The 20,571-nt window shown below is 57.9% G+C and carries 20 protein-coding genes; 8 read left to right on the plus strand and 12 right to left on the minus strand.

Going from position 1 to position 20,571, the window contains the following annotated elements; genetic code table 11:
- Positions 1-41: 41 nt before the first annotated feature.
- The 4 genes from LKO31_RS01890 to LKO31_RS01905 all read right to left on the minus strand — a co-directional run bounded on the left by LKO31_RS01890 (position 42) and on the right by LKO31_RS01905 (position 4,868).
- Positions 42-1,178 (minus strand): hypothetical protein, encoded by a 1,137-nt coding sequence (locus LKO31_RS01890; protein WP_227688389.1) that lies wholly within the window; start codon positions 1,176-1,178, stop codon positions 42-44.
- Between the two features lie 5 nt (positions 1,179-1,183).
- Positions 1,184-2,374, minus strand: a complete 1,191-nt coding sequence (locus tag LKO31_RS01895) for a glycosyltransferase (protein WP_227688390.1) — start codon at positions 2,372-2,374, stop codon at positions 1,184-1,186.
- 135 nt (positions 2,375-2,509) lie between these two features.
- The gene (gene ubiB / locus LKO31_RS01900; protein WP_227688391.1) at positions 2,510-4,081 is read right to left on the minus strand and encodes a 2-polyprenylphenol 6-hydroxylase; all 1,572 of its coding nucleotides are present in this window, start codon (positions 4,079-4,081) and stop codon (positions 2,510-2,512) included.
- 49 nt (positions 4,082-4,130) lie between these two features.
- The gene (locus tag LKO31_RS01905) at positions 4,131-4,868 is read right to left on the minus strand and encodes a class I SAM-dependent methyltransferase (protein ID WP_227688392.1); all 738 of its coding nucleotides are present in this window, start codon (positions 4,866-4,868) and stop codon (positions 4,131-4,133) included.
- Positions 4,869-5,114: 246 nt separating this feature from the next.
- On the opposite strand from LKO31_RS01905, the gene mutM reads away from it, so the two are divergent.
- The 3 genes from mutM to dnaA all read left to right on the plus strand — a co-directional run bounded on the left by mutM (position 5,115) and on the right by dnaA (position 8,464).
- Positions 5,115-5,930, plus strand: a complete 816-nt coding sequence (mutM, locus tag LKO31_RS01910; protein ID WP_227688432.1) for a bifunctional DNA-formamidopyrimidine glycosylase/DNA-(apurinic or apyrimidinic site) lyase — start codon at positions 5,115-5,117, stop codon at positions 5,928-5,930.
- A 188-nt stretch (positions 5,931-6,118) separates the two neighbouring features.
- Entirely contained in the window at positions 6,119-6,382 is a 264-nt protein-coding gene (gene rpsT / locus LKO31_RS01915) for a 30S ribosomal protein S20 (RefSeq protein ID WP_227688393.1), read from the plus strand.
- A gap of 486 nt (positions 6,383-6,868) precedes the next feature.
- On the plus strand, positions 6,869-8,464 hold the full coding sequence (dnaA, locus tag LKO31_RS01920; protein WP_407699234.1) for a chromosomal replication initiator protein DnaA: 1,596 nt from the start codon (positions 6,869-6,871) through the stop codon (positions 8,462-8,464).
- Between the two features lie 185 nt (positions 8,465-8,649).
- Here dnaA and LKO31_RS01925 read toward each other — a convergent pair whose 3' ends face one another.
- The 4 genes from LKO31_RS01925 to secB all read right to left on the minus strand — a co-directional run bounded on the left by LKO31_RS01925 (position 8,650) and on the right by secB (position 12,787).
- Complete coding sequence (locus LKO31_RS01925; protein ID WP_227688394.1) at positions 8,650-9,342, minus strand: DUF4136 domain-containing protein; 693 nt, start codon at positions 9,340-9,342, stop codon at positions 8,650-8,652.
- A gap of 247 nt (positions 9,343-9,589) precedes the next feature.
- Positions 9,590-10,606 carry a tryptophan--tRNA ligase gene (gene trpS, locus LKO31_RS01930; RefSeq protein WP_227688395.1) on the minus strand — a complete coding sequence of 339 codons (1,017 nt, stop codon included), beginning with the start codon at positions 10,604-10,606 and terminating at the stop codon, positions 9,590-9,592.
- 45 nt (positions 10,607-10,651) lie between these two features.
- Positions 10,652-12,229, minus strand: coding sequence for a murein biosynthesis integral membrane protein MurJ (gene murJ / locus LKO31_RS01935; protein ID WP_227688396.1), 1,578 nt, complete (start codon positions 12,227-12,229; stop codon positions 10,652-10,654).
- Between the two features lie 36 nt (positions 12,230-12,265).
- Complete coding sequence (gene secB, locus LKO31_RS01940) at positions 12,266-12,787, minus strand: protein-export chaperone SecB (RefSeq protein ID WP_227688397.1); 522 nt, start codon at positions 12,785-12,787, stop codon at positions 12,266-12,268.
- Positions 12,788-12,899: 112 nt separating this feature from the next.
- On the opposite strand from secB, the gene LKO31_RS01945 reads away from it, so the two are divergent.
- The 4 genes from LKO31_RS01945 to LKO31_RS01960 all read left to right on the plus strand — a co-directional run bounded on the left by LKO31_RS01945 (position 12,900) and on the right by LKO31_RS01960 (position 15,686).
- A complete protein-coding gene (locus LKO31_RS01945) occupies positions 12,900-13,040 on the plus strand; it encodes a hypothetical protein (RefSeq protein ID WP_227688398.1) in 141 nt (46 codons plus the stop codon).
- A gap of 73 nt (positions 13,041-13,113) precedes the next feature.
- A complete protein-coding gene (locus LKO31_RS01950; RefSeq protein ID WP_227688399.1) occupies positions 13,114-13,782 on the plus strand; it encodes a Tim44/TimA family putative adaptor protein in 669 nt (222 codons plus the stop codon).
- Between the two features lie 108 nt (positions 13,783-13,890).
- Positions 13,891-15,078, plus strand: a complete 1,188-nt coding sequence (gene mltA / locus LKO31_RS01955; RefSeq protein ID WP_265104519.1) for a murein transglycosylase A — start codon at positions 13,891-13,893, stop codon at positions 15,076-15,078.
- The gene (locus LKO31_RS01960) at positions 15,078-15,686 is read left to right on the plus strand and encodes a Smr/MutS family protein (RefSeq protein WP_227688401.1); all 609 of its coding nucleotides are present in this window, start codon (positions 15,078-15,080) and stop codon (positions 15,684-15,686) included. Before mltA ends, LKO31_RS01960 begins: the two co-directional genes overlap by 1 nt.
- A gap of 50 nt (positions 15,687-15,736) precedes the next feature.
- On the opposite strand, the gene dapE is transcribed toward LKO31_RS01960, so the two are convergent.
- Positions 15,737-16,873: a succinyl-diaminopimelate desuccinylase gene (dapE, locus tag LKO31_RS01965; protein WP_227688402.1), complete on the minus strand. Its 1,137-nt coding sequence runs from the start codon at positions 16,871-16,873 to the stop codon at positions 15,737-15,739.
- A 91-nt stretch (positions 16,874-16,964) separates the two neighbouring features.
- Between dapE and LKO31_RS01970 the strand changes: the two genes are divergently transcribed.
- Positions 16,965-17,432, plus strand: coding sequence for a cupin domain-containing protein (locus LKO31_RS01970; protein ID WP_227688403.1), 468 nt, complete (start codon positions 16,965-16,967; stop codon positions 17,430-17,432).
- Here LKO31_RS01970 and LKO31_RS01975 read toward each other — a convergent pair.
- From LKO31_RS01975 to yidC, 3 genes are read right to left on the minus strand one after another with little or no spacing between them, the layout of a single operon-like run.
- Positions 17,429-18,109 (minus strand): glutathione S-transferase family protein, encoded by a 681-nt coding sequence (locus LKO31_RS01975; RefSeq protein WP_227688404.1) that lies wholly within the window; start codon positions 18,107-18,109, stop codon positions 17,429-17,431. The two genes, LKO31_RS01970 and LKO31_RS01975, sit on opposite strands and share 4 nt — an antisense overlap.
- Before the next feature lie 32 nt (positions 18,110-18,141).
- Entirely contained in the window at positions 18,142-18,774 is a 633-nt protein-coding gene (gene yihA / locus LKO31_RS01980) for a ribosome biogenesis GTP-binding protein YihA/YsxC (protein ID WP_320443468.1), read from the minus strand.
- 23 nt (positions 18,775-18,797) lie between these two features.
- Positions 18,798-20,561 (minus strand): membrane protein insertase YidC, encoded by a 1,764-nt coding sequence (gene yidC, locus LKO31_RS01985; RefSeq protein WP_227688405.1) that lies wholly within the window; start codon positions 20,559-20,561, stop codon positions 18,798-18,800.
- Between the last annotated feature and the right edge of the window lie 10 nt (positions 20,562-20,571).

The following is a 20,571-nucleotide window of genomic DNA, read 5'->3' on the forward strand; positions in this document are numbered from 1 at the left end:
TGTTCTGGATGGCCTTGGCTTATGGCCTTGGCCGTTTTTATTCAAGCAATGCGGTTTCGTGGCCCTTGACGACCAGTGCGCAAAGATTGCCACAATTGGGCCAGCGCCGAGGGTACAAAGATCAGGCCGATGAACAGGGTTGGGATGACCATGATCGCCCAGTAAAAATTATTGGCGCGGGCGACCCCCGCCAGCAACAGCGCAAAAAATAACTGAACCAAAAAACCAATATTGCCGATACGCGATTTCCATGCGGCCCAGCCCAATAGGGCAAGCGGTGTGACAAAGGCTGCGACCCAGCCCGGTAAATAGCGGAATATCGACAAATTATGCACAAAGCTGGTGTAACCGACCCAGCCGCTGCTGCTGGTCCAGCCGGGGCTGGCGATATCGGTGGGCAAGCTGACGAGGGACACGGCGTGAATATGCAGCGCCAACAGGCCGAGATATGTAAGACCCAAAGCCAGCCAGCCAGCGGCGGCGCGCCAATTGCGGTCCCACAAGGCGAAAAGGCCAAAAATCATGGCGACGGGGACGGCAAATTCGCGGATCGCCATGGCACAGGCCATCGCGACCATGGCGGGCCATTGGCGATCGGGCCGATATAGGGCCAAGGCCAGCCCCACCAAGATAGCGCACAAGGTTTCGTGCAGATAAATCCATTGGCGATAGGCCAAGAGCATGATGATATTGGGAATGATGATGAAGGCCGCAAAACGGGCATAGCGCGGCAAGCGGCTGTCTTGCGCTAGCCGGTTGCGCCATAAAAAAATGGTAATGACGCCAATGGCTAGCCCCAAAAAGGTCAGCAATTTTTCGCCAAATATCGCCAGCAAATAGGCATGGGTGGGCCAGCGCATCGTCAAAAATGGCTTGGTCGGATAGCCATTTTCCCGCTGTTCCGCGGCGGCGGCTTGGTAATAATTTTCGCCGTCGGCCACGCGGCGGGCGATTTCATAATAAAGCGCATGGTCGCCCACCAGCCCACCGGCCTTCATCGCCTTGCTGGTCGCGCCTTGAACATGGGTGCCGCCCGTATGCTTGATGCTGCCCAGCACGCATAGGCCGATGAGCAGCGCCAAAACCAGCGCGGCCCATAGGCGCGGGATGCGGTGAAAGCGATTCCATGCGGCGGGTGAGCGCGGCGGGGCGGTTATCGGCACCAGCGCGGTGGTCATGGGATTTATTTCCGCCATGTGATGGCCGCTGACATGGCAAAATTCCAAATCGCGCCGACCAGAACACCGGCGATGCCCGCGACCCACCAGACATTTTGTTGGCCCGCTACCCATGTGCCGATGCCAATATTGGCCACCGCCCCAATGGATGAAATGGCGTAAAAGCTGATCAAACCGCCCAGCAGCGCCGCGCCCCGCAGTTTGCGGTCGGCATAGGTGAAGCTGTTGTTGAGGAAGAAGTTAAAGGCGATAGCGGTCAACACCGCGCCCGTTTGCGCGCCCATAAATTCCAGCCCAAATCCCAGCAAGCTGCGCAATATGGCCAGATGGACGATGACACCCAAGCCGCCGACCATCAGGAATTTCAGCAAGCGGATGGGGATATAGCGCCCCACGGTCTTGTCGGCGATTAATTCGGCATATTCGGCGATGACGCGCGCGCCGATTTTGCTTTCGCCCGCTTCGCGGCTGCGGAAAACATAGGGGATTTCCGCCACGCGCAGCGGCGTAGGCGATGAGGCCAAAATATCGATCAGGATTTTATAACCAATGGCCGACAAGCGCGGCAGGGCGCGTTCAAAGGCATCGCGGCGCAGGGCGAAAAAACCGCTCATCGGGTCGCTGACATTGGTGCCCAGCGCCACTTGTCCAGCGCGGGTGGCCAATTTGCTCATCCACACGCGCTTTTCGTCCCAGTCGCCCGTGCCGCCGCCATCAATATAGCGGGTGCCAATGGCGATATCGCCTTGGCCCGACGCGACAGCGTCGATCAATTGGGGCAAAGCGTCTTCGCTATGTTGCATATCGCCGTCCATCACCGCGATAATTGGGGCGGCGCTGGCCAACACACCCTCTATCACCGCCGACGACAGGCCGCGCCGACCGACCCGCTGAATCACGCGAATATGACGTTGCTGGGTGCCAAGGCGGCGGACAATGTCACTGGTGCCATCGGGGCTGTTGTCGTCAACAAAGATTAATTCCCACGCGCGGCCATGCAGCACATGATTCAGCCGGTCGACCAAGTGTTCAACATTGGCCGCTTCATTGAGGGTCGGCACAATGATCGCGACCTCGAGCGGGCTATGCAGCGCAGCGGCGGCGGGCGAGGCGAGCGGCACCGTGCCATGGTCTGGCGCTTGAGACGGGTCGGGCATGGTGATGGGCACGATATCCGTTTGCTGTGAATGTGGCATAAATCTTCCCGCAAAATAACAGCAGCCGCCGCGCCGATGAACTGGCCGTTCGTCCCTGTAGCCCCAGTCGCCCCACCGCAGCATAAGACAAGACCGTAAATGTCCGCTTATCAGCGTTGGAGCATTTTTAATCGTCTAGCCGAGCAGATGTAGCCCAATGATATGCATCAGGCCCGCGCCGACTGCGACGCCTAGCAAGGCCGCAACACCGGTGCGCCATGCCGAATGGCCAGTGCGTGGTTCGTCGCCGCGGCGCCACATTAAGGGCACATCGGGCAATGGCGGCGCTTTGGGCGCAGCGCCCTTGCGCGGCAATTGTTCGTCCAGACGGCGGATGATGTCGGGAATGAGCCTCAGCGTATCCACTTGTTTGCGCAGACCGTCGGCGACCATCGCCTCTGGCCCCAATTCATCGCGAATCCAGTTGCGGATATAAGGCGATGCGGCGTCCCACATATTGATGCTGGGGTTGATGTTGGTCGCGACGCCTTCGACCATCACCATGGTTTTTTGCAGCAACAGCAAATGCGGCTGGGTTTGCATGTCAAAATCGCGGGTGATGGCGAACAGGCTGTCGAGCATTTGGCCGACGCTTAATTCGCTGACCGATTTGCCGCGCATCGGTTCGCCCACGGCGCGCAGCGCGGACGTGAATTCGTCGACATTGTGATAATCGGGCACATATTGCGCCTCGAAATGAATTTCCGCGACGCGGCGATAATTGCCAGTGGTCAGACCATAGAGAATCTCGGCCAGCCAATAGCGCGCTTGACGATTCAGGCGGCCCATGATGCCAAAGTCGATGGCGGCAATTTTGCCATCGGGCGTCACGAACAAATTGCCCTGATGCATGTCGGCGTGGAAATAGCCGACCGCAATGGCTTGGCGCAAAAAGGCGTGGATCAGATTTTCGGCCAGACGTTCCATATCATGGCCTGCCGCGATCAAATCATCGCGGCGCGAGATTTTAATGCCATCGACCCAATCCAGCGTCATCACGCGGCCATTGGTGCGGTCCCAATCAATATTGGGGACTTGGAAATAGGACACGCCAGCCATGGCGTCTTGCAGTTCGGATGCGGAGGCGGCTTCGCGCCGCAAATCCAGTTCGCGCAAGGTCCAGCGGCGGAAATTGGCAATGATTTCGCGGGGGCGCAAACGCGCCGCTTCGCCGCCCAGCGCCTCGACATGGGCGGCGGCCCATTCATAGGTTTCAATGTCGCGGGCAAATTGCTTGTCCACGCCGGGGCGGCGGACTTTGACGGCCACATGGCGGCCATCCGTGGTGATGGCACGGTGAACCTGCGCAATGGATGCGCTGCCCACGGGGATTTCGTCAAATTCCGAAAAGAGCGCGCTGATTGGTTGGCCAAAGCTATTTTCAATTTCGGCGCGAATCAGCGCGAAATCCACCGGCGGCAGTTGGTCTTGCAGCAGCAGCAGATTTTTAACGGCTTCCTCGCCCACCAAGTCGGGGCGGGTGGCCAAGGTCTGGCCTAGCTTGACTGCGGCCGGACCAATGGCGCGGAACGCGGCGGCATAGTCGGGCTGTTTGGGTTGGACGGTCCCGAAACGGGCGATTCGGCACAAACGCTTGATCGGCGCTGGGGTGTTGGGGTCATTTTCAATGCCGCGCAAAGCACCGTGGCGCGCCAAAATGCGGCCCCACTTCAGCAGGCGGGTAAGATGCGTTGCAGGGCGTGTCATAGAGCGGCCAAGGCTCCCGCAGAAAGGCGAGGGGCGATGTGGGTCATGATCAGGCTTTCCATCCGCTGTGAATGGCGACCAGCCCGCCCATGATCGGTTCCACCTTCACCGATGTGAAACCCGCTTCGCCTATCATTTCGGCAAATTTCGGCATTGGGGGGAAGCGACGAATCGATTCGATCAAATAGCGATAGCTGTCTTCGTCATCGGCAATCAGCTTGCCCAGCTTGGGGACCAAGCGGTGCGAATAGCTGTCATAAACATCCGAGAATCCGGGCCACACATTGGTGGAAAATTCCAAGCAGAAGAAACGGCCACCATAGCGCAGCACGCGGTGCGCTTCGCGCAAAGCGGCGGGAATGTCGGTGACGTTCCGGATACCAAAGGCAATAGTATAGGCGTCAAAAGACTGGCTGGCGAAGCTTAATGTTTCGGCATTTTGTTCGGACCAAACCAAATTGTCGATGCCGCGCTTGGCAGCGCGTTCCATGCCAACGCCCAGCATGTCGGGGTTGATGTCCGACACCGTGACCTTGGCGCCGCTGCGCTGCATCCGAAAAGCAATGTCGCCGGTGCCGCCCGCCATGTCCAAAATATCTTCGTCCGCCTGCGGTTTCACGCGGCGAACGAAACGGTCCTTCCACAAACGGTGCATGCCCCCCGACATGGCGTCATTCATAATGTCATATTTGCGGGCGACATTGCTGAAAACCTTGCCCACCATTTCGACTTTGTCCGCGACGGGGACTTCTTGATAGCCGAAGCTGGCGGTTTGCGGATTTTCCATGGGACCTGTGCCTTTTCGGGGGATCGATATCTGCTGGCCTTTAGCCAAGGTGGCGGGCGGGCGCAAATTTTGTCGTGGAAAAACGGTATGCCCGATTGCCGCTGCCCCAGATGATGGATGGTTCAGGGTCGTGGGCTTGCGAAAGGCGGTCCATTGAACCACATGGTAAAGGCGCTTTTCGGCAGCTTTCGTTCCATGGGCGGTTCGCGATTATCGTTCGCCTTTTACTATAATGAAGTGACTATCATGCCCGAATTACCCGAAGTCGAAACGACCGTGCGCGGTCTGATGCCCTTTTTGGACGGGCAGGTGCTGCAATCGGTGATCACCTATCGCCCCAATTTGCGGCGGCCTTTCCCGCAAGATCTGGCCCAGCGACTGACGGGGGCACAGGTGACGGGTCTGTCGCGGCGGGCGAAATATGGTATTATTTCCACCGACCGCGACGATCATATGATTTTCCATCTGGGCATGTCAGGCCGCTGGCGCACAGAAGGGGGCGAGGTGGGGAAGCATGATCATCTGTTGCTGGAGACTCGGGCCGGACACCGCTTATTCTTGCACGACCCACGCCGTTTTGGCTCGGTGGATTTGGTGGGCGGGGACCCATTGGTGCAATTCCCAGTTTTTGTGGCCTTGGGACCAGAACCCCTAGAGCCTGCATTTGACGCAAAATATTTGGCTCAGCGTTTGGCAGGGCGGCGCACCCCCATGAAAGCGGTGCTGCTGGATCAGGCAGTGGTGGCGGGCCTTGGCAATATTTATGTGTGCGAGGCGCTGAATATGGCCAAAATTTCCCCGCTGGCGGCGGCCAGGGATGTGCCGCGCGCCAAAATCACCAAACTGGTGGAAGCGATAAAAGCGGTTTTGATTCAGGCCATTGCGGCGGGCGGGTCGAGCTTGAAAGATTTTGTGAAACCCGATGGCGGGCTGGGATATTTTGCCAATGATTGGCGAGTCTATGGCCGCGAAGGTGAATCTTGCCCTGGCTGCGGCGGGGTGATAGAGCGCGTGACACAAAGCGGCCGATCCAGCTTCCATTGTCCAAAATGCCAGCGTTAAGCGGTGATTTGGGCCTTTGACCATTGACCAAATGGGCGTGGCTGGCTATGGGCGCAACCTTCGAGCAGGGTCCGGTCCTGAAGGAACCGGTGGCATAGAGAGGATGATTCGCATTTGATGCGTTGGTCATCACCTCGATGAAACCGTGCTCCTACTGACTTTGACCGTTTGGAAAATTTGAGGAAATTATGGCCAATACGCCGCAGGCAAAGAAGCGCATTCGTCGCAACCAGGCTCGCACGCTCGTGAACAAGAATCGCGTTTCGCGCATTCGCACGCTCGTGAAGAAGGTGGAAGCAGCCATCACCGCTGGTGATAAGGACGCTGCTGCCGTTGCCCTGAAGGCAGCCCAGCCGGAAATGGCTCGCGGCGTTGCCAAGGGTGTGCTGCATAAGAACACTGTTGCACGCAAATTCTCGCGCCTGACCAAGGGTGTGAACGCGATCGCATAATTACGGTTCGGCTTTGGCCGAATTGTAAAATCAAAAGAACCCGCCGGATGCGATTCGGCGGGTTCTTTTTGTGTTCTGCGAAACTGGATCCCATGGGCATCATGGGGCGATGCCGGCCTATCATTTGGTGCGCCGCGGTAAGTGACGGAATTGTGGCGATTCGGCTACGAACTTTACTATATTATTTTGTAAAATACTGAAAAATAACAATAAAAACTAAATTATCGGGGACTCCCGCCTGTCTCCTGAGTCAAGATTTTTATTTCAATATTTTTACAGGCCGAGGCCTTGATCGACTCTCCCTACCCTGCCTAGACAGGGGGCGTCACAGGGAATCGCCAGTGACCATTACATCGACATATTCATCTGTTCACGGGGCTCCTGTGGCCCGAGAACCCTGTTGCGCGTCTGGAACATGCAGCAGATTTCGTGAACGGCGGATTATGGCATGGCGGGGCGTTTTGAGTTTTTAAAGGGCGGTAGGGCGTGATCCATAGCGGACAAATCCAAGGCATGATGGCACAGTTGGGAGGCGCGCAAAGCGATTTTGCCGGCCTGTGGCTGCGCATTGCCGAGGGGCTGCGTCGGGATTTGGGCGCGCGAACCTTTGATCACTGGCTCAAGCCCGTGCGCTTCGCGGACCATTGCGCCCTAAGCGGTGTGGTCACGTTGGAAGCGCCCAGCCGATTCTCGGCCAATTGGGTGAACGAACGTTTTGGCGATCGGCTGTTGCTGGCATGGCGTCAGCATTTGCCATCGGTGCAAAGCGTGTCGGTGGTGGGCGGTATGGCGACCCAAGACCGCGCATCGGTGATTGCTCAAGAACCGGCGATACCGCATTTTGACGCGGACGCGGAGTCCGCGGCGCAGCCCTTGGGCGGCCCCTTTCATGACGCTGGCCCGCATCATGACAAAGTCTCGCTGGACGGGTCTGCTGTGCGGGCGTCGCTGCACCATGCACCGGTGTCGCCGTCGCTGAAATCTGCCTTTGCGCAGTCCCATGCCGGGCAAGCGCCGGTGGGCGTGATGGCAGGCGGCTTTACGGCCGGTACGGGCCAATCCTTGCCCTTTGATGCGCGCCTATCCTTTGATCGGTTTCAGGTATCGCGCAGCAATATCTTGGCTGCCAATGCCGCACGGCGCGTCACAATGGTCGAAGCGCCCTTGTTCAGCCCGCTCTTTTTGTGCGGTGGAACGGGGCAGGGCAAAACCCATTTGCTGCACGCCATTGCCCAGCAATATGCGGTCCATCACCCCAATGCCAATATCATCATGATGTCGGCAGAAAAATTCATGATGGAATTTGTCACCGCGATGCGCGGCGGCGACATGATGGCGTTTAAGGCCCGCTTGCGCGCCGCTGATTTGTTGATGCTGGACGATCTGCAATTTGTGATCGGCAAGAACAGCACCCAAGAAGAATTGCTGCATACGATCGATGATTTGATGGTGTCGGGCAAACGCTTGGTGGTGACGGCGGATCGTCCGCCCGCGATGCTGGACGGTGTTGAGGCGCGTTTATTGTCGCGTCTGTCGGGCGGCTTGGTGGCGGATATCGAATCCCCCGAAGAGGAATTGCGCGAACGCATCATTCGTCAGCGTATCGCTGATATGCCGATGATCGATGTTCCGGTTCCGGTGATTGAATATCTGGTTAAAAATTTCACCCGCAACATCCGCGAGCTGGAAGGCGCGCTGAACAAATTGCTGGCTTATGCGGCCTTGGCAGGCACGCCGATTGACTTGGCGCTGGCCGAGACTCGCTTGGCTGATAATGTCCGCAGCGCGCGTCCGCGTGTGTCGATTGACGAAATTCAAAAGGCGGTATGCGCCCATTTTCGTCTGGATAAGTCGGAAATGTCGTCGAAGCGCCGCACCCGCTCCATTGCCCGCCCGCGTCAGGTGGCGATGTTCTTGGCCAAGGAAATGACGCCCCGCAGCTATCCCGACATTGGCCGCCGCTTTGGTGGACGGGACCATAGCACGGTGATTCACGCCGTACGCACCATTGAAAATCTGCGCGTGAAAGACGGCGAATTGGACGCGGATATCGCGGCGATTCGCCGTATGTTGAACGGATAAAATTTCTGCTTTCCAGCCAGTTGTTCGTGGTTTTCTGGATCAGCTTGCCGTGCATTGGCCCCTATGTTGCGCGGCCATGGGCTGGCGTGATCTTGGATGCCCATTGGCTGTTTGATGCACGGATTTTGCAGATATGAAAAAAGCCCGCGTCTTATGATGCGGGCTTTTTGGTATGTAGCGGTGGCTTAACGCTTTTCGGGCGGGGCCACGGTAATGCGAATCTTTTCACCGCTATTGCCGGGGAAGTTGGTGAACATCGCTTCGATCAGATTCGGGATAATCTGCGTCAGATTATTGTCGGTCGCTTGCGCTTCTGCACGGCCTTCGAACAAACGATAGCCGTCCGATGCGCGGCTGATTTGCAGCGTCAGGTCACTGGTGTAAACCGTATAGCTTTCAATATCGCGCCCGCCCCAGCTTGGGCCAAAGCCGCCCCACATGAAGGGGTCACGATAGCCATAGACATAGCGGCGACCATTGGGGCCGCGCACGACCATGGGGTAATAGCGTGGGCCATAATAGCCGCCATACCATGGGTCCATCATCGCAGGGGATGAGCGTACCCGCTCACGGCCATTGTCGATGCCATAGTCCAACCGCACCAATAATTCGCCTTTTTCGCCAGCAGCGGCAGGGCGATAGCCATATTTTGTCAGTTCACCCGCCACCAAATTGGCATAATGGCCAAATTCAATGCCGCCATCGAGCGCGGGATTGCCCGCTTCAATGGTAAAGCTTTGGCCTTGGGGCGCGGGAAGCTGGGTTTGAAAGCGCGAGACATCGGCCTTGAAGGGCGTGGCACATGCGGACAAAGCAAGGGCCGCGCCGGTCAGGACAGCGATGCCAAAAGTGCGAGCCAATTTCTGTTTCATCATCATGCTCCAATATCCTCTGTCCAGCGATGCCGAGCCCATTTGGCTTGGGGCTCATACGCGATGAGCAGAGGGTCTGTTCCTATATATGACTATATCATAGCAACTGAACCTTGGTTGAACCCGCTTTGTCGCATTTTTTTGCGAGGCTGCTATTTTTCTATGGCCGAAATCAGAAACGCCCCCTGTGATATATTTCACAAGGGGCGCTGCTTCTGGATGGCGATAGGCCGAAATAGAGGGGGAGCGGTTTTTACCGGCACAACCCCAAAGCGTCATAGGCGGCGTCCAATGTCGGACGGGCGACGTCGCGCGCCCTGGCCGCGCCTTTGTTCAAAATGCCATCCAGCACCAGATCATCATCCTTTAACGCATTGAATCGGCTGGTGATTGGGGCCAGTTGTTCGACCAGCAATTCGCCCAAGGCGGGTTTGAATGCGCCAAAGCCCTGACCACCAAATTGTTGCAGCACGGCGTCCAGACTGATGTCGGCAAAGGTGGCATAAAGGGCGACAAGATTGCGAGCTTCGGGGCGGCCTTCCAGGCCCGCTGGCTCGGATGGCAAAGGTTCGGCATCGCTTTTGGCTTTGCGGATTTTCTGCATCATCAAATCGGCATCATCCGTCAGGTTGATCCGGCTGTTGTCCGATGGGTCGGACTTGCTCATTTTCGATGATCCGTCGCGCAGGCTCATGATTCGGGCGGCATCGGCGGGGATGATCGCTTCGGGCAAGGTGAAGACGGGGGCGTCTTCGCTGGCGAAATCATTGTTGAATTTTTGCGCAATGTCGCGGGCCAGTTCCAAATGTTGCTTTTGGTCTTCGCCCACCGGAACATGGGTGGCCTGATACAGCAGCACGTCAGCGGCTTGCAGCACAGGATAAGTGAACAGCGCAGCAGATGCACCCTCGCGGTTCTTGCCGCTTTTATCCTTGAACTGCGTCATGCGGTTCAGCCAGCCGATGCGGGCGGTGCCGTTCAGCAACCATTGCAATTCACTGTGCGCAGGAACGCGGGCCTGATTGAACAAATAGCTGCGGTCGGTATCAATGCCGCAGGCGACCAAAGCGGCGGTCATCGCCCGCGTGTTTTTGGTCAGGCTGGCGGGGTCATGCGGCATGGAAATGGCGTGCAGATCGGCCAGAAAGAACAGGCATTCGCCGCCCTTTTCCGCTGTGTCATCCTGCATGCGTACCCAATTGCGAATCGCACCCAGATAATTGCCAAGGTGCAAATTTCCGGTGGGCTGAATGCCAGATACGATCCGCATGATATTGTCTTTCCGTCGTTAATAATTCAAAATTTAGCGCCGCTGTTAGGCAGGCCGGCGGCGCAATTGGCCAAGGGTGCTGCGATCCACTACACCGAACGCAAAGGCACAGCCGAAAAAGACCAAGGCCCCGCTGCCGACCACGCTGCCCAGCGCCAGCAATCGCTCGGTCACGCCGCCCGTAAAGGCATCGCCAAACAGGGGAATGATCCACCACAACACGCCAGCCATAATGGCCGCCGCGCCGCTGATACGCGCAATGCGCCCCGCCACCAACAGGCTGATACGATAAAGACCGCGCTTGTGCAAAATGCCATAGAGCAAAGCGACGTTAATCCATGCTGCAATGGACCCCGCCACCGTCAGGCCGATCAACCCCATATGGGGAATCAGCAACAGGTTGAGCGCGATATTGGCGGCCAATGCCACAGCGGCGGTGATGACAGGGGTGCGGGTGTCTTTGCGGGCAAAGAAATTGGGCACCAACACCTTGACCAACACATAAGCGGGCAGGCCCAGCACCAAGCCGCCAACCACCGCGCCGGTCATCAGGCCGTCGGCCTTGCTATAGGCCCCGCCGACATAAAAGGCGCTGGTGATGGCTGGCCCCGCCACATATAAAGCCACGGCGGCGGGCACGGTCAGCAGCATCGACAATTCCACCGCATTGCTTTGCAGGCGCGACGCACCGCCGCTATCCTCCAGCGCGATCATCCGCGACAAGGATGGCAAAATGGCGGTGCCCAGCGCGATGCCGATAATCCCCAGCGGCAATTGATTCAGCCGGTCCGCCATCGCCAAATAGGTGATGCTTTTGTCCGGCAGTTCGGAAATGAAGAACAGGTCCACAAAGCGGCTGATTTGATACACGCCCGCGCCAAAAATGGCGGGCAGGATCAGCACGCCCATTTCCTTGACACCGGCGGTGATGCGCGGGCGGTGCAGGGCGGGCCGGAAACCGGCTTTGCGGACCCAATAATAAAGCCACAGCAATTGCAATATGCCGGAAACCGACACGGATATCGCCAGATAAAATCCGGTATTTTCGCGCGCCGCATGGCTGCCATCGCCTGTAAACAATCCCAGCAATAACGCCGCCACCAAACAGATGTTCAGCAAAATAGGGGCCGCAGCGGCGGCGGCAAAGCGCGACAGGCTGTTCAATATGGCGGCGAACAAGGTCGCGATGCTCATAAAGCCCAAATAAGGAAAGGCGATCCACGCCATCCATATCGCCAGATCAAAGACAGGCTTGTCGGCCTTGATATTGTCGTTGGCGAACAGGGCCATGATCCATGGCATGGCGACCATCATCAGACCCGAAAAGATAATCAAAATCGGAATCAGCACCGCCAACACGGTGTCGGCAAAAGCGCGGGCTTCGCTGATATCGCCATCTTTGGTCATGCGCCGGTTGAACAACGGCACAAAGGCGGCGGAAAAGGCCCCTTCGGCAAAAAGGCGACGAAAGATATTGGGCAATTGAAAGGCCAATTGCCACGCATCCGCTACGCCGCCCGCACCCAATATGCGGGATAACAGCATATCGCGCGCAAAACCGAAAAGGCGGCTGACCAAAGTCAAACCGCCTATGGTGCCAACATTTTTGATCAGGCTGCTCATATAGTCAGACGATCAGCCTGATCCTTTCTGGCCAGATTATGCGTTGCCGACTGGCGCGCCAAATTCGGCTTGTGCGGCTTGTTCGGCCTGAGCCTGAACTTGCTGCATGAACAGGCCGTGGAAATCGATGGGTTCCAGCAACAAAGGCGGGAAACCGCCGTCGCGGACGCAATCGGCAATGACGCGGCGAGCGAAGGGGAACAGGATGCGCGGGGCTTCGGCCAAGAAGAAGGGCTGAAGCTGATCTTCGGGCACATGGCGCACGCCAAACAGGCCAGCATATTTCAGGTCAACGATGAAGGCCGTGCCTTCGTCCGATTTCGACGTGACGTCGATTTTCAGCACCACTTCGAACAGGCCATCGCCCACGCCGTCCGCGCCAATGTTAAACTGTACGTCCAATTGCGGCGCCGACTGCCACTGATAAACCGCAGGCGCGCTGGGGTTTTCGAACGACAAATCCTTCACATATTGCGAGATCAGGCCAATGGTGGGGGCGGTGTCTTCGCCATTGGTTTGCGGAGCTTGGATGGGTTCGCTCGGCGTTTGGTCGGACATATTTCCTGCTTTCCTTGGGATCAATTTGTCGTTGCCCGCGCAAAAGCCGCCTTAAGGCCTTGTCGCAAAGCGTGTTGCGGCGCTTAGCAGTGCGGGCGATGCAGCACAATCATTGAACAAGCCTGCTGCCGGCTTTTGCAGGGTGGATGCGCGCCGTTATGAAGGGCAGGGAGGCAAAGCTGGCGTGAATAGTGGGATGCTGTGCAATAAAAACATCATCGCACCGCTCGCCAAGGGAACAAAGCAGGCGTAACGCCATTTGAAAGATAGGCGTTGTTCCCCTATATCCGCTGAACATATTGATTGACCCGTATTGGATCTTGCTTGTGACCGCTTTTTCGATCGTTCTTCTCGCCATGATTGCTGCATTTTTGGGCATGCGGCTCTATTCGGTGCTGGGCAAGCGCACGGGGCATGAGCAAGAGCCTGTTTTGCCCCGCCGTGATGATCAGCGCGTGGCGCCAGTACCCGCCCGATTGGGCGATCAACAGGGCGTAGTAACCGCCGATCCGGCGCTGGTTCCCGCCAATTTGGTTTATGAACCCCAAGCCGAGGCGGGCTTGCGGCAATTGCTGGCCAGCGATCCGCAATTTGATGCGGGCCAATTTATGGGCGGTGCCGAGGCGGCTTATCGCATGATCCTCGAAGCCTTTTGGTCCGGCGACCGTGCGACATTGCGCGATTTGTGCGACAGCGACAGCTATGACGCCTTTGTCGCCGCCATCGAAGACCGCGAATCGCGTGGGGAAAAGCTGGACAATCGCTTGATCGGCATCGACAGCGCGAAAATCTCCGACGTCACCATTTCGGGCGGTGAAGCCCATGTGACCGTCCATTATCAAGCGGACATCAGCGGCGTGACACGCGATGCCAATGATGTGGTGATTGCGGGTTCGATGTCGGATGCGTCGCAGACCAACGATATGTGGACCTTCCGCCGCGTGATTGGCAGCCGCGATCCCAACTGGCTGCTCGACGAAGCCGTCGCGGTTTAAGCGATGATGACGCCCGCTTCTGTCTGGGCCGTAAAGCGCAGACAGCGCGGGAGGACAAAAGGTTCCGCGCTGACGCTGTCTTGGCGGCTGCCTGTGGTTTCGGCGCTGATGGTCGCTCTTGGTGCGTGTTCAGCGGTTCCCCCGCAGGGCGCAGGGCCTGCCCCTGCGGTACGCGCCCCTAGCAAGCCGCAAACTCTTCCCACACCCGCCCCCGCCTCCGTGGTGAATGGGGGGGGAACGGCGGCGACATCGGGCGTGGCGCTGGGGCCGGACTTTGCCAGCCTTGGCGTGACGGACCAGCAAGCGAGCCGCGCCTTGGCGGCGTTTCGCATTTCGTGCCCATCGGTGCAAAAACGTAGCGATGCTAGCGGATTGACCCAGCCCCAAGATTGGACCGAAGCCTGTGCGGCGGCGGCAAATTGGGCGGATGACAAGGCCACCCAATTTTTCGCGCAATATTTTCAAACGGTGCAAATTGGCAATGGCGCGGCCTTTGCTACCGGATATTTTGAACCCGAAATCGCGGCATCGCGCACGCGCAGCGCTGCGTATAATGTGCCTATTTATCGCCGCCCTGATGATTTGGTGGAAGTGAATCTGGGTGATTTTTCAGACGATTTAAAGGGCCGCACCGTGCGTGGGCGCGCCCAACAGGGCAAGCTGGTGCGCTATTATGATCGCAAGGAAATTAGCGAGGGTGCGCTGGCTGGGCGGGGGCTGGAAATAGCCTATGCCGCCGATGCCGCCGAATTTTTCTTTTTGCAAATCCAAGGCTCTGGTCGTCTGCGTCTGCCGGGTGGCGATGTGATGCGCATTGGCTATGACACCCAAAATGGGCGCGGCTATGTCGGCATTGGGAAATTGCTGCTGGATCGCGGGGAATTGCCGCGCGGCGGCGCGGATATGCAGGGCATCATTAATTATCTGCGCGCCGACCCTGTGCGCGGCGCAGCGGTGATGAATGAAAACCCCAGTTGGATATTTTTTCGCGAATTGACCGGTGCGGGGCCGTTGGGCGCTTTGGGCTTGCCGGTAACGGGGCGCGCATCCATTGCGGCGGACCCCAATTTTATTCCGCTGGGCGCGCCTGTCTTTCTGTCGCTGGACCGCACGGAGGCCAATGGCCTGTGGGTGGCCCAAGATACGGGCGGCGCGATCAAGGGGGCCAATCGCGTCGATACATTTTGGGGAGCGGGCGACGAAGCGCGCCGGATTGCAGGCGGCATGGCGGGGCGTGGTTCGGCCTTATTGTTACTGCCCCGCGCCAGCGTAGCGCGTGTGATGGCGCGTCCGTAATGCCGCGGCGCACATTAGAGCCGGACGAAGAAATTTTGTGGCAACGGGTGGCGGCAACCGTCGACCCGATCCACAAGCGCGCCCGAAAACCGATGGCCCAGATGCTGGCCGATGTGTCGCCGCCGCCGCCCAAATTGCCGCGCACGCCGCTGCATTTGCCGTCGGCTACACCCTTTGGGTCTGGCAAGCCTCCGTCGATTAGCTTGCCGCCGCCGCGCCGGACCGCACATCAGGCCGCGACATTGGACGGCCATTGGGACCGCCGCTTGAAAAAAGGGCATGTGCGGCCCGACATGTCGATTGACTTGCACGGCCACACTTTGGCGTCGGCGCAGGCTTTGCTGGAACAATCTTTGGCCCGTGCGGTGATGCAGGGGGCGCGGATATTGTTGGTGGTGGCGGGGCGGCTGCGTCCCGATGCCAGCCGATTGCCGATGACGGGCAGTGACAAACGCCCGCGCGGCGCGATTCGCGCTACTTTGCCGGATTGGCTGACGGCATCATCCTTTGCCGATCATATTGTCGCCTTGCGTCCCGCCCATGTGAATCATGGCGGGGCAGGGGCGGTTTACATCATTCTGCGCCGCGCGCGGGATGGGTGGGATTAGGCCCTGACCCTAAGGGCAGCCTGTTTCGAGCTGCCCCATATCCTTATGCGTCAGGCCGCGAACACATGGCCCAAGATGCGGCGGTAAATGGCCGTCAGTTGATGGAGGTCGGCCACTGCCACCGCTTCGTCCAATTTGTGCATGGTGGCGTTGCACAGGCCAAATTCCACTGTGGGGCATAGGGCCGACAAGAAGCGCGCATCCGATGTGCCCCCCGTGGTTGACAGTTCCGGCGTCAGGCCGGTTTCCTCATGAATCGCCGCCGACAAAATCGACGATAACTCACCTGGCGGCGTCAGGAAGGATTCGCCGGAAATCACGCCGCGCACCTGTGTTTTGGGTTCGACCGCATGGGCGATGGCGGTGATGCGGTCGACCAAGGCTTGTCCGCGATGTTCGTCGTTAAAGCGAATCGACAAACGCGCGCGCGCGGCGGCGGGAATGACATTGGTGGCGGGGTTGCCCACGTCCAAATCGGTGACTTCGATATTCGATGGCTGGAACCAGTCATTGCCTTGGTCCAACACAATAGCGTCAATGTCCGACAAAATGCGGATCAGCTTGGGGATCGGATTGTCGGCCAAGTGGGGATAGGCGACATGACCCTGCATCCCCGGCACCTCAATCCAAATATTCACCGACCCGCGCCGACCGATTTTGACCATATCGCCCAAGCGGTTCACCGATGTGGGTTCGCCCACAACGATAACGTCCGGCTTAATGCCGCGCACGGCCATATGCTCCATCAAGGCTTTGGTGCCAAAGGTGGCGGGGCCTTCTTCATCGCCCGTGATAATCAGGCTGATGGTGCCTGCCTGTGCTGGGATATCGGCAGCGGCGGCCACAAAAGCGGCGATACTGCCCTTCATATCCACCGCGCCGCGCCCATAAAGCATATCGCCGCGAATTTCCGGCGCAAAGGCATGGCTGGTCCAGCCTTCACCGGGGGGGACGACATCCAAATGGCCCGCAAAGCCAAAATGCTTGGGGCCTTGGCCTTGGCGGACGGCCAAGAGATTTTCGACCGGTCCATCCGGCGCTTCGCCGTCCACAAAGCGTTCGACCACAAAGCCCAAGGGTTTCAGCGCCGCTTCGAATCGATCAAAGACCGTTCCGGTGGCGGGCGAAATGCTGGGGGCGGCCATCAGGTCGATGGCAAGAGCGACAGGATCGATCAGCTTGGTCATAGCCCTTGCCTTTACGCTTGCCACAGGGACTTCGTCGAGCCAGCATTTGCAAAAAGAAAAGAGCAAAAAGCATGACGGGGAATGATGGACGATGCCCAAATTGGATTTAAGCCATATCGAGCAGACCAACCGAACGGGCTATCCCGCGCCCTTCGATGAACCCGTGCAGGGGCGCTGGTATCGGCGTTTGGCCCCGCCGACGGGATTGCAGGATTTCGCCGCTAGTCATGTGGTGTTGAAACCCGCCGCATGGTCGTCGCAGCGTCATTGGCATGATGGCGAGGATGAGATGCTGATCATGATCGCTGGCGAGGCGGTGCTGATCGAAGATGAAGGCCGCACCATCATGCGGGCAGGTGACATAGCGGTGTGGCCCAAGGGCGTGAAAAATGGGCATCATCTGATCAATGAAACCCAAGAGGATTGCGTTTTTGTCGCCATTGGGGGCGGCAAAAAACATGATATTGGCGGCGGCTATTCCGACATTGATATGCTGTTCACACCAGACGGCTATTTCCGCAAAAATGGCACGGGATATGACACTGACCGTATCCCTTAAACGGACCGATCGGTGGCCCCATCTTCATATCGTTCGATGACCCAATCTTCGGCTTGGGCCCCGCCGATCCATTCTTGCATATGCGGGTGCTGGATGACCGCCATGGCATAGGCTTGTACGAAGCGCGGCATGGGCAGGCTGTAGGTGATCAGGCGCGTGACGACGGGGGCGAACATCATATCGGCGGCAGACCAGTCGCCGAATAAAAAATCGCCATTTTGACCATAGCGGGCGCGGGCCTGTAGCCAAATTTGATACAATCGTTCCAATTCGGCCGTGACATCCGCGCTGATGGGCGCGGCAGGGTAGATGCGGCGGATATTCATACTATGTTCGCGGCGCAGCGCGGCAAAGCTGCTGTGCATTTCGGCCGCCATCGATCGTGCCATGGCGCGGGCGCCCGTGTCGCTGGGCCAAAAGGCGCGATTGTTTTGCGTCAGATCGTTGAGATGTTCGATGATCGCAAGACTATCCCACACGACGATATCGTCGCCATCCCACAAGATGGGGACTTTGCCGCCCGATGGGGCGAATTCATCGCCTTCGCGCCGGCGGGACCAATTTTCATCATAGAGGGGAACGGTCACTTCCTCGAACGAAAGGCCGCTATGTTTCACAGCGAGCCAGCCGCGCAGGCTCCAACTGGAATAGGCTTTGTTACCGATAAACAGCTTCATGCCCCCCATCATCGGGGGGCATGAAGCAAAGATCAACTCTCTACTGCTTCCAAGACGGCGGCCCGCAATTCCGCAATGCCCATGCCCTTTTCACTGCTAGTCGCAATGACTTGCGGGTGAGCAGCGGGGTGCTTGCGGGCTTCGGCCTGCGTCGCGGCCAGCACTTTTTCCAATTCCGACGCTTTGATTTTGTCGGTCTTGGTCAGCACCATGCGATAGCTGACGGCGGCTTCGTCCAACATGGCCAGCACGTCGAGGTCGACGTCTTTGATACCATGACGGCTGTCGATCAGCACCAATGTGCGTTTCAGCACTTGGCGGCCGCGCAGATAGTCATTCACCAAGAAACGCCATTTCTTGACGACATCCTTGGGGGCTTTGGCAAAGCCATATCCGGGCATGTCGACCAAGCGGAACACCAGCGGATTGCCGACGTCGAAATAGTTCAGCTCTTGCGTGCGGCCCGGTGTGACGGACGTGCGCGCCAAGCTTTTGCGGTTGGTCAGGGCATTGAGCAAAGATGATTTGCCAACATTGGAACGGCCCGCAAAGGCAATTTCCGGCACGCTTGGTGCCGGAAGATGTTCCAAAGCTGGGGCAGATTTCAGAAATTCAATCTGCCCCATGAACAGCTTGCGCGCTCGTTCTTCGAGCATCGCAGACATGGGTTCGGGATGGATCGCCTCGCTCACTTCGCTGCTGCCTGCTTCAGCGCAGGAAACTTACGATACATCCACTGTTGCTGCGCGATCGACAGGATGTTGTTAGTGATCCAGTACAGCAGCAAACCAGCCGCAAAGGGTGCCATGATGAACATGAACAGCCAAGGCATGATCTTGAACACCTGCTGCTGGATCGGGTCCGTGGCAGGCGGGTTCAGGCTGAATTGCAGGTGCATGGTGATACCCAGAATCAGCGCCAGCACGCCCAAGCTGAGCAAGGATGGCGGGGTGAAGTCCAGATAGCCGAACAGATTCAGGAAGGTCGCAGGGTCTTGCGCCGACAAATCCTTGATCCACAAAATGAACGGCTGATGGCGCATTTCAATCGCCAGCATCAACACTTTGTACAGCGCATAGAAAATCGGAATCTGAATCAGGATCGGCAAACAACCCGCCAGCGGATTGATTTTTTCATCCTTGTACAGCTTCATCAATTCCTGCTGCATCTTGGGTTTGTCGTTTTTATACCGTTCTTGCAGCGCCTTCATCTTGGGTTGAACGACGCGCATTTGGGCCATGCTGTGGAACTGGCGGTTCGCGATAGGGAACATCGCGGCACGGATCAGAACGGTCAGCATCATGATTGCAAAGCCAAAATTACCGACTTGATGGAACAACCAACTCAGCAGTTTGAAGATAGGAACCGCGAAAAATTCAAACCAACCCCAGTCGATGGCGTTGGATAAACGTGTGATGCCTTGATCGTCCTGATAAGCAGACAGGACAGCCATTTCCTTGGCACCCGCGAAAATGCGGCTGGTGGTCGTCACTTGTTGGCCGGCGGCAATTTGCGTGAAGTCGCGGGCGAACAAAGTTTGATATGTGTTGGCAGCAGGCGAACTGATCGCGGCCGTGACGCGTTCACCCTTGGCAGGGACCACAGCGGCCAGCCAATATTTGTCCGTGAAGCCCAACCATGCGGCGCTGTTGTAACGCACGCTGCGGCCCGATGCCTTTTCGACATCGTCATAATCGACGTCAAACACCGATTTGCCGTCCAAATAGCCAGTAGGGCCAACATGGATGGTCCAGCTATCTTGTTCATGCGGGTCCGTTGGTTTGCCAGCACGGTCGATCAACGCAAAGCTGCTGGCCGAAATGGGCGCAGCGCCCGTGTTGGCGATTGTCTGTTTCGCGGTGATCAAATAATTTTGATCAATGCTATATTCGATACGGAAGGTCTGGCCGGTGCCGTTATTCCAGCTGAGTGTGACCGGCGTGGTCGGCGTCAGCTTGGCGGCGCTGGCTGTCCACAATGTGTTGGCACCTGGAACATTCACCCGCTGCGCAGACCAGCCGATGCTGGCGAAATAGGCGCTGGGCGAACCGGCTGGCGCGAACAAGCGGACCGGCGGCGAGTCTTTCTTAATGGTCTGGCGATATTTCGTCAGGGTGATGTCGTCGATTCGCGCACCCACCAAATTGATCGACCCGCTGAGCGAGGGTGTTTCAATCGCGACGCGTTGACCCTGTGCCAGAACTTGCTCGACGGGACGGATGCTGGCTGGGCTGTTGGTCTGCGTGTTGGGCAGCGCCGGTTGGCCAGCAATATCCGCCGGCGTACCGCTGGTGCCAGCGGCGGGGGCTGCGGCGCCCGTATCGCCAGCCACATTGGCCGTTACGTCGGGCTTGCTAGGGGTAGGGAAAAATCGCTCGGCAATGAAATTCCAGCCCAGCAGCACAGCTACAGACAGGAGGATCGCCGCGAATAAATTGCGCTTATCGTCCACGCTCGTTCGT

Origin of the sequence: Sphingopyxis yananensis (assembly GCF_020687785.1) — a bacterium.
GTDB lineage: Bacteria > Pseudomonadota > Alphaproteobacteria > Sphingomonadales > Sphingomonadaceae > Sphingopyxis > Sphingopyxis yananensis.

What these genes read in the sequence shown, in the direction of transcription:
- trpS (WP_227688395.1), bottom strand. Translation starts at nt 10,606, where the DNA reads ATGCGGATCGTATCTGGCATTCAGCCCACCGGAAATTTGCACCTTGGC.
- ubiB (WP_227688391.1), bottom strand. Translation starts at nt 4,081, where the DNA reads ATGACACGCCCTGCAACGCATCTTACCCGCCTGCTGAAGTGGGGCCGC.
- LKO31_RS01925 (WP_227688394.1), bottom strand. Translation starts at nt 9,342, where the DNA reads ATGATGATGAAACAGAAATTGGCTCGCACTTTTGGCATCGCTGTCCTG.
- LKO31_RS01895 (WP_227688390.1), bottom strand. Translation starts at nt 2,374, where the DNA reads ATGCCACATTCACAGCAAACGGATATCGTGCCCATCACCATGCCCGAC.
- LKO31_RS01960 (WP_227688401.1), top strand. Translation starts at nt 15,078, where the DNA reads ATGCCGCGGCGCACATTAGAGCCGGACGAAGAAATTTTGTGGCAACGG.
- LKO31_RS01975 (WP_227688404.1), bottom strand. Translation starts at nt 18,109, where the DNA reads ATGAAGCTGTTTATCGGTAACAAAGCCTATTCCAGTTGGAGCCTGCGC.
- dapE (WP_227688402.1), bottom strand. Translation starts at nt 16,873, where the DNA reads ATGACCAAGCTGATCGATCCTGTCGCTCTTGCCATCGACCTGATGGCC.
- secB (WP_227688397.1), bottom strand. Translation starts at nt 12,787, where the DNA reads ATGTCCGACCAAACGCCGAGCGAACCCATCCAAGCTCCGCAAACCAAT.
- murJ (WP_227688396.1), bottom strand. Translation starts at nt 12,229, where the DNA reads ATGAGCAGCCTGATCAAAAATGTTGGCACCATAGGCGGTTTGACTTTG.
- mutM (WP_227688432.1), top strand. Translation starts at nt 5,115, where the DNA reads ATGCCCGAATTACCCGAAGTCGAAACGACCGTGCGCGGTCTGATGCCC.
- yihA (WP_320443468.1), bottom strand. Translation starts at nt 18,774, where the DNA reads ATGTCTGCGATGCTCGAAGAACGAGCGCGCAAGCTGTTCATGGGGCAG.
- rpsT (WP_227688393.1), top strand. Translation starts at nt 6,119, where the DNA reads ATGGCCAATACGCCGCAGGCAAAGAAGCGCATTCGTCGCAACCAGGCT.
- LKO31_RS01970 (WP_227688403.1), top strand. Translation starts at nt 16,965, where the DNA reads ATGCCCAAATTGGATTTAAGCCATATCGAGCAGACCAACCGAACGGGC.
- LKO31_RS01890 (WP_227688389.1), bottom strand. Translation starts at nt 1,178, where the DNA reads ATGACCACCGCGCTGGTGCCGATAACCGCCCCGCCGCGCTCACCCGCC.
- mltA (WP_265104519.1), top strand. Translation starts at nt 13,891, where the DNA reads ATGGTCGCTCTTGGTGCGTGTTCAGCGGTTCCCCCGCAGGGCGCAGGG.
- LKO31_RS01905 (WP_227688392.1), bottom strand. Translation starts at nt 4,868, where the DNA reads ATGGAAAATCCGCAAACCGCCAGCTTCGGCTATCAAGAAGTCCCCGTC.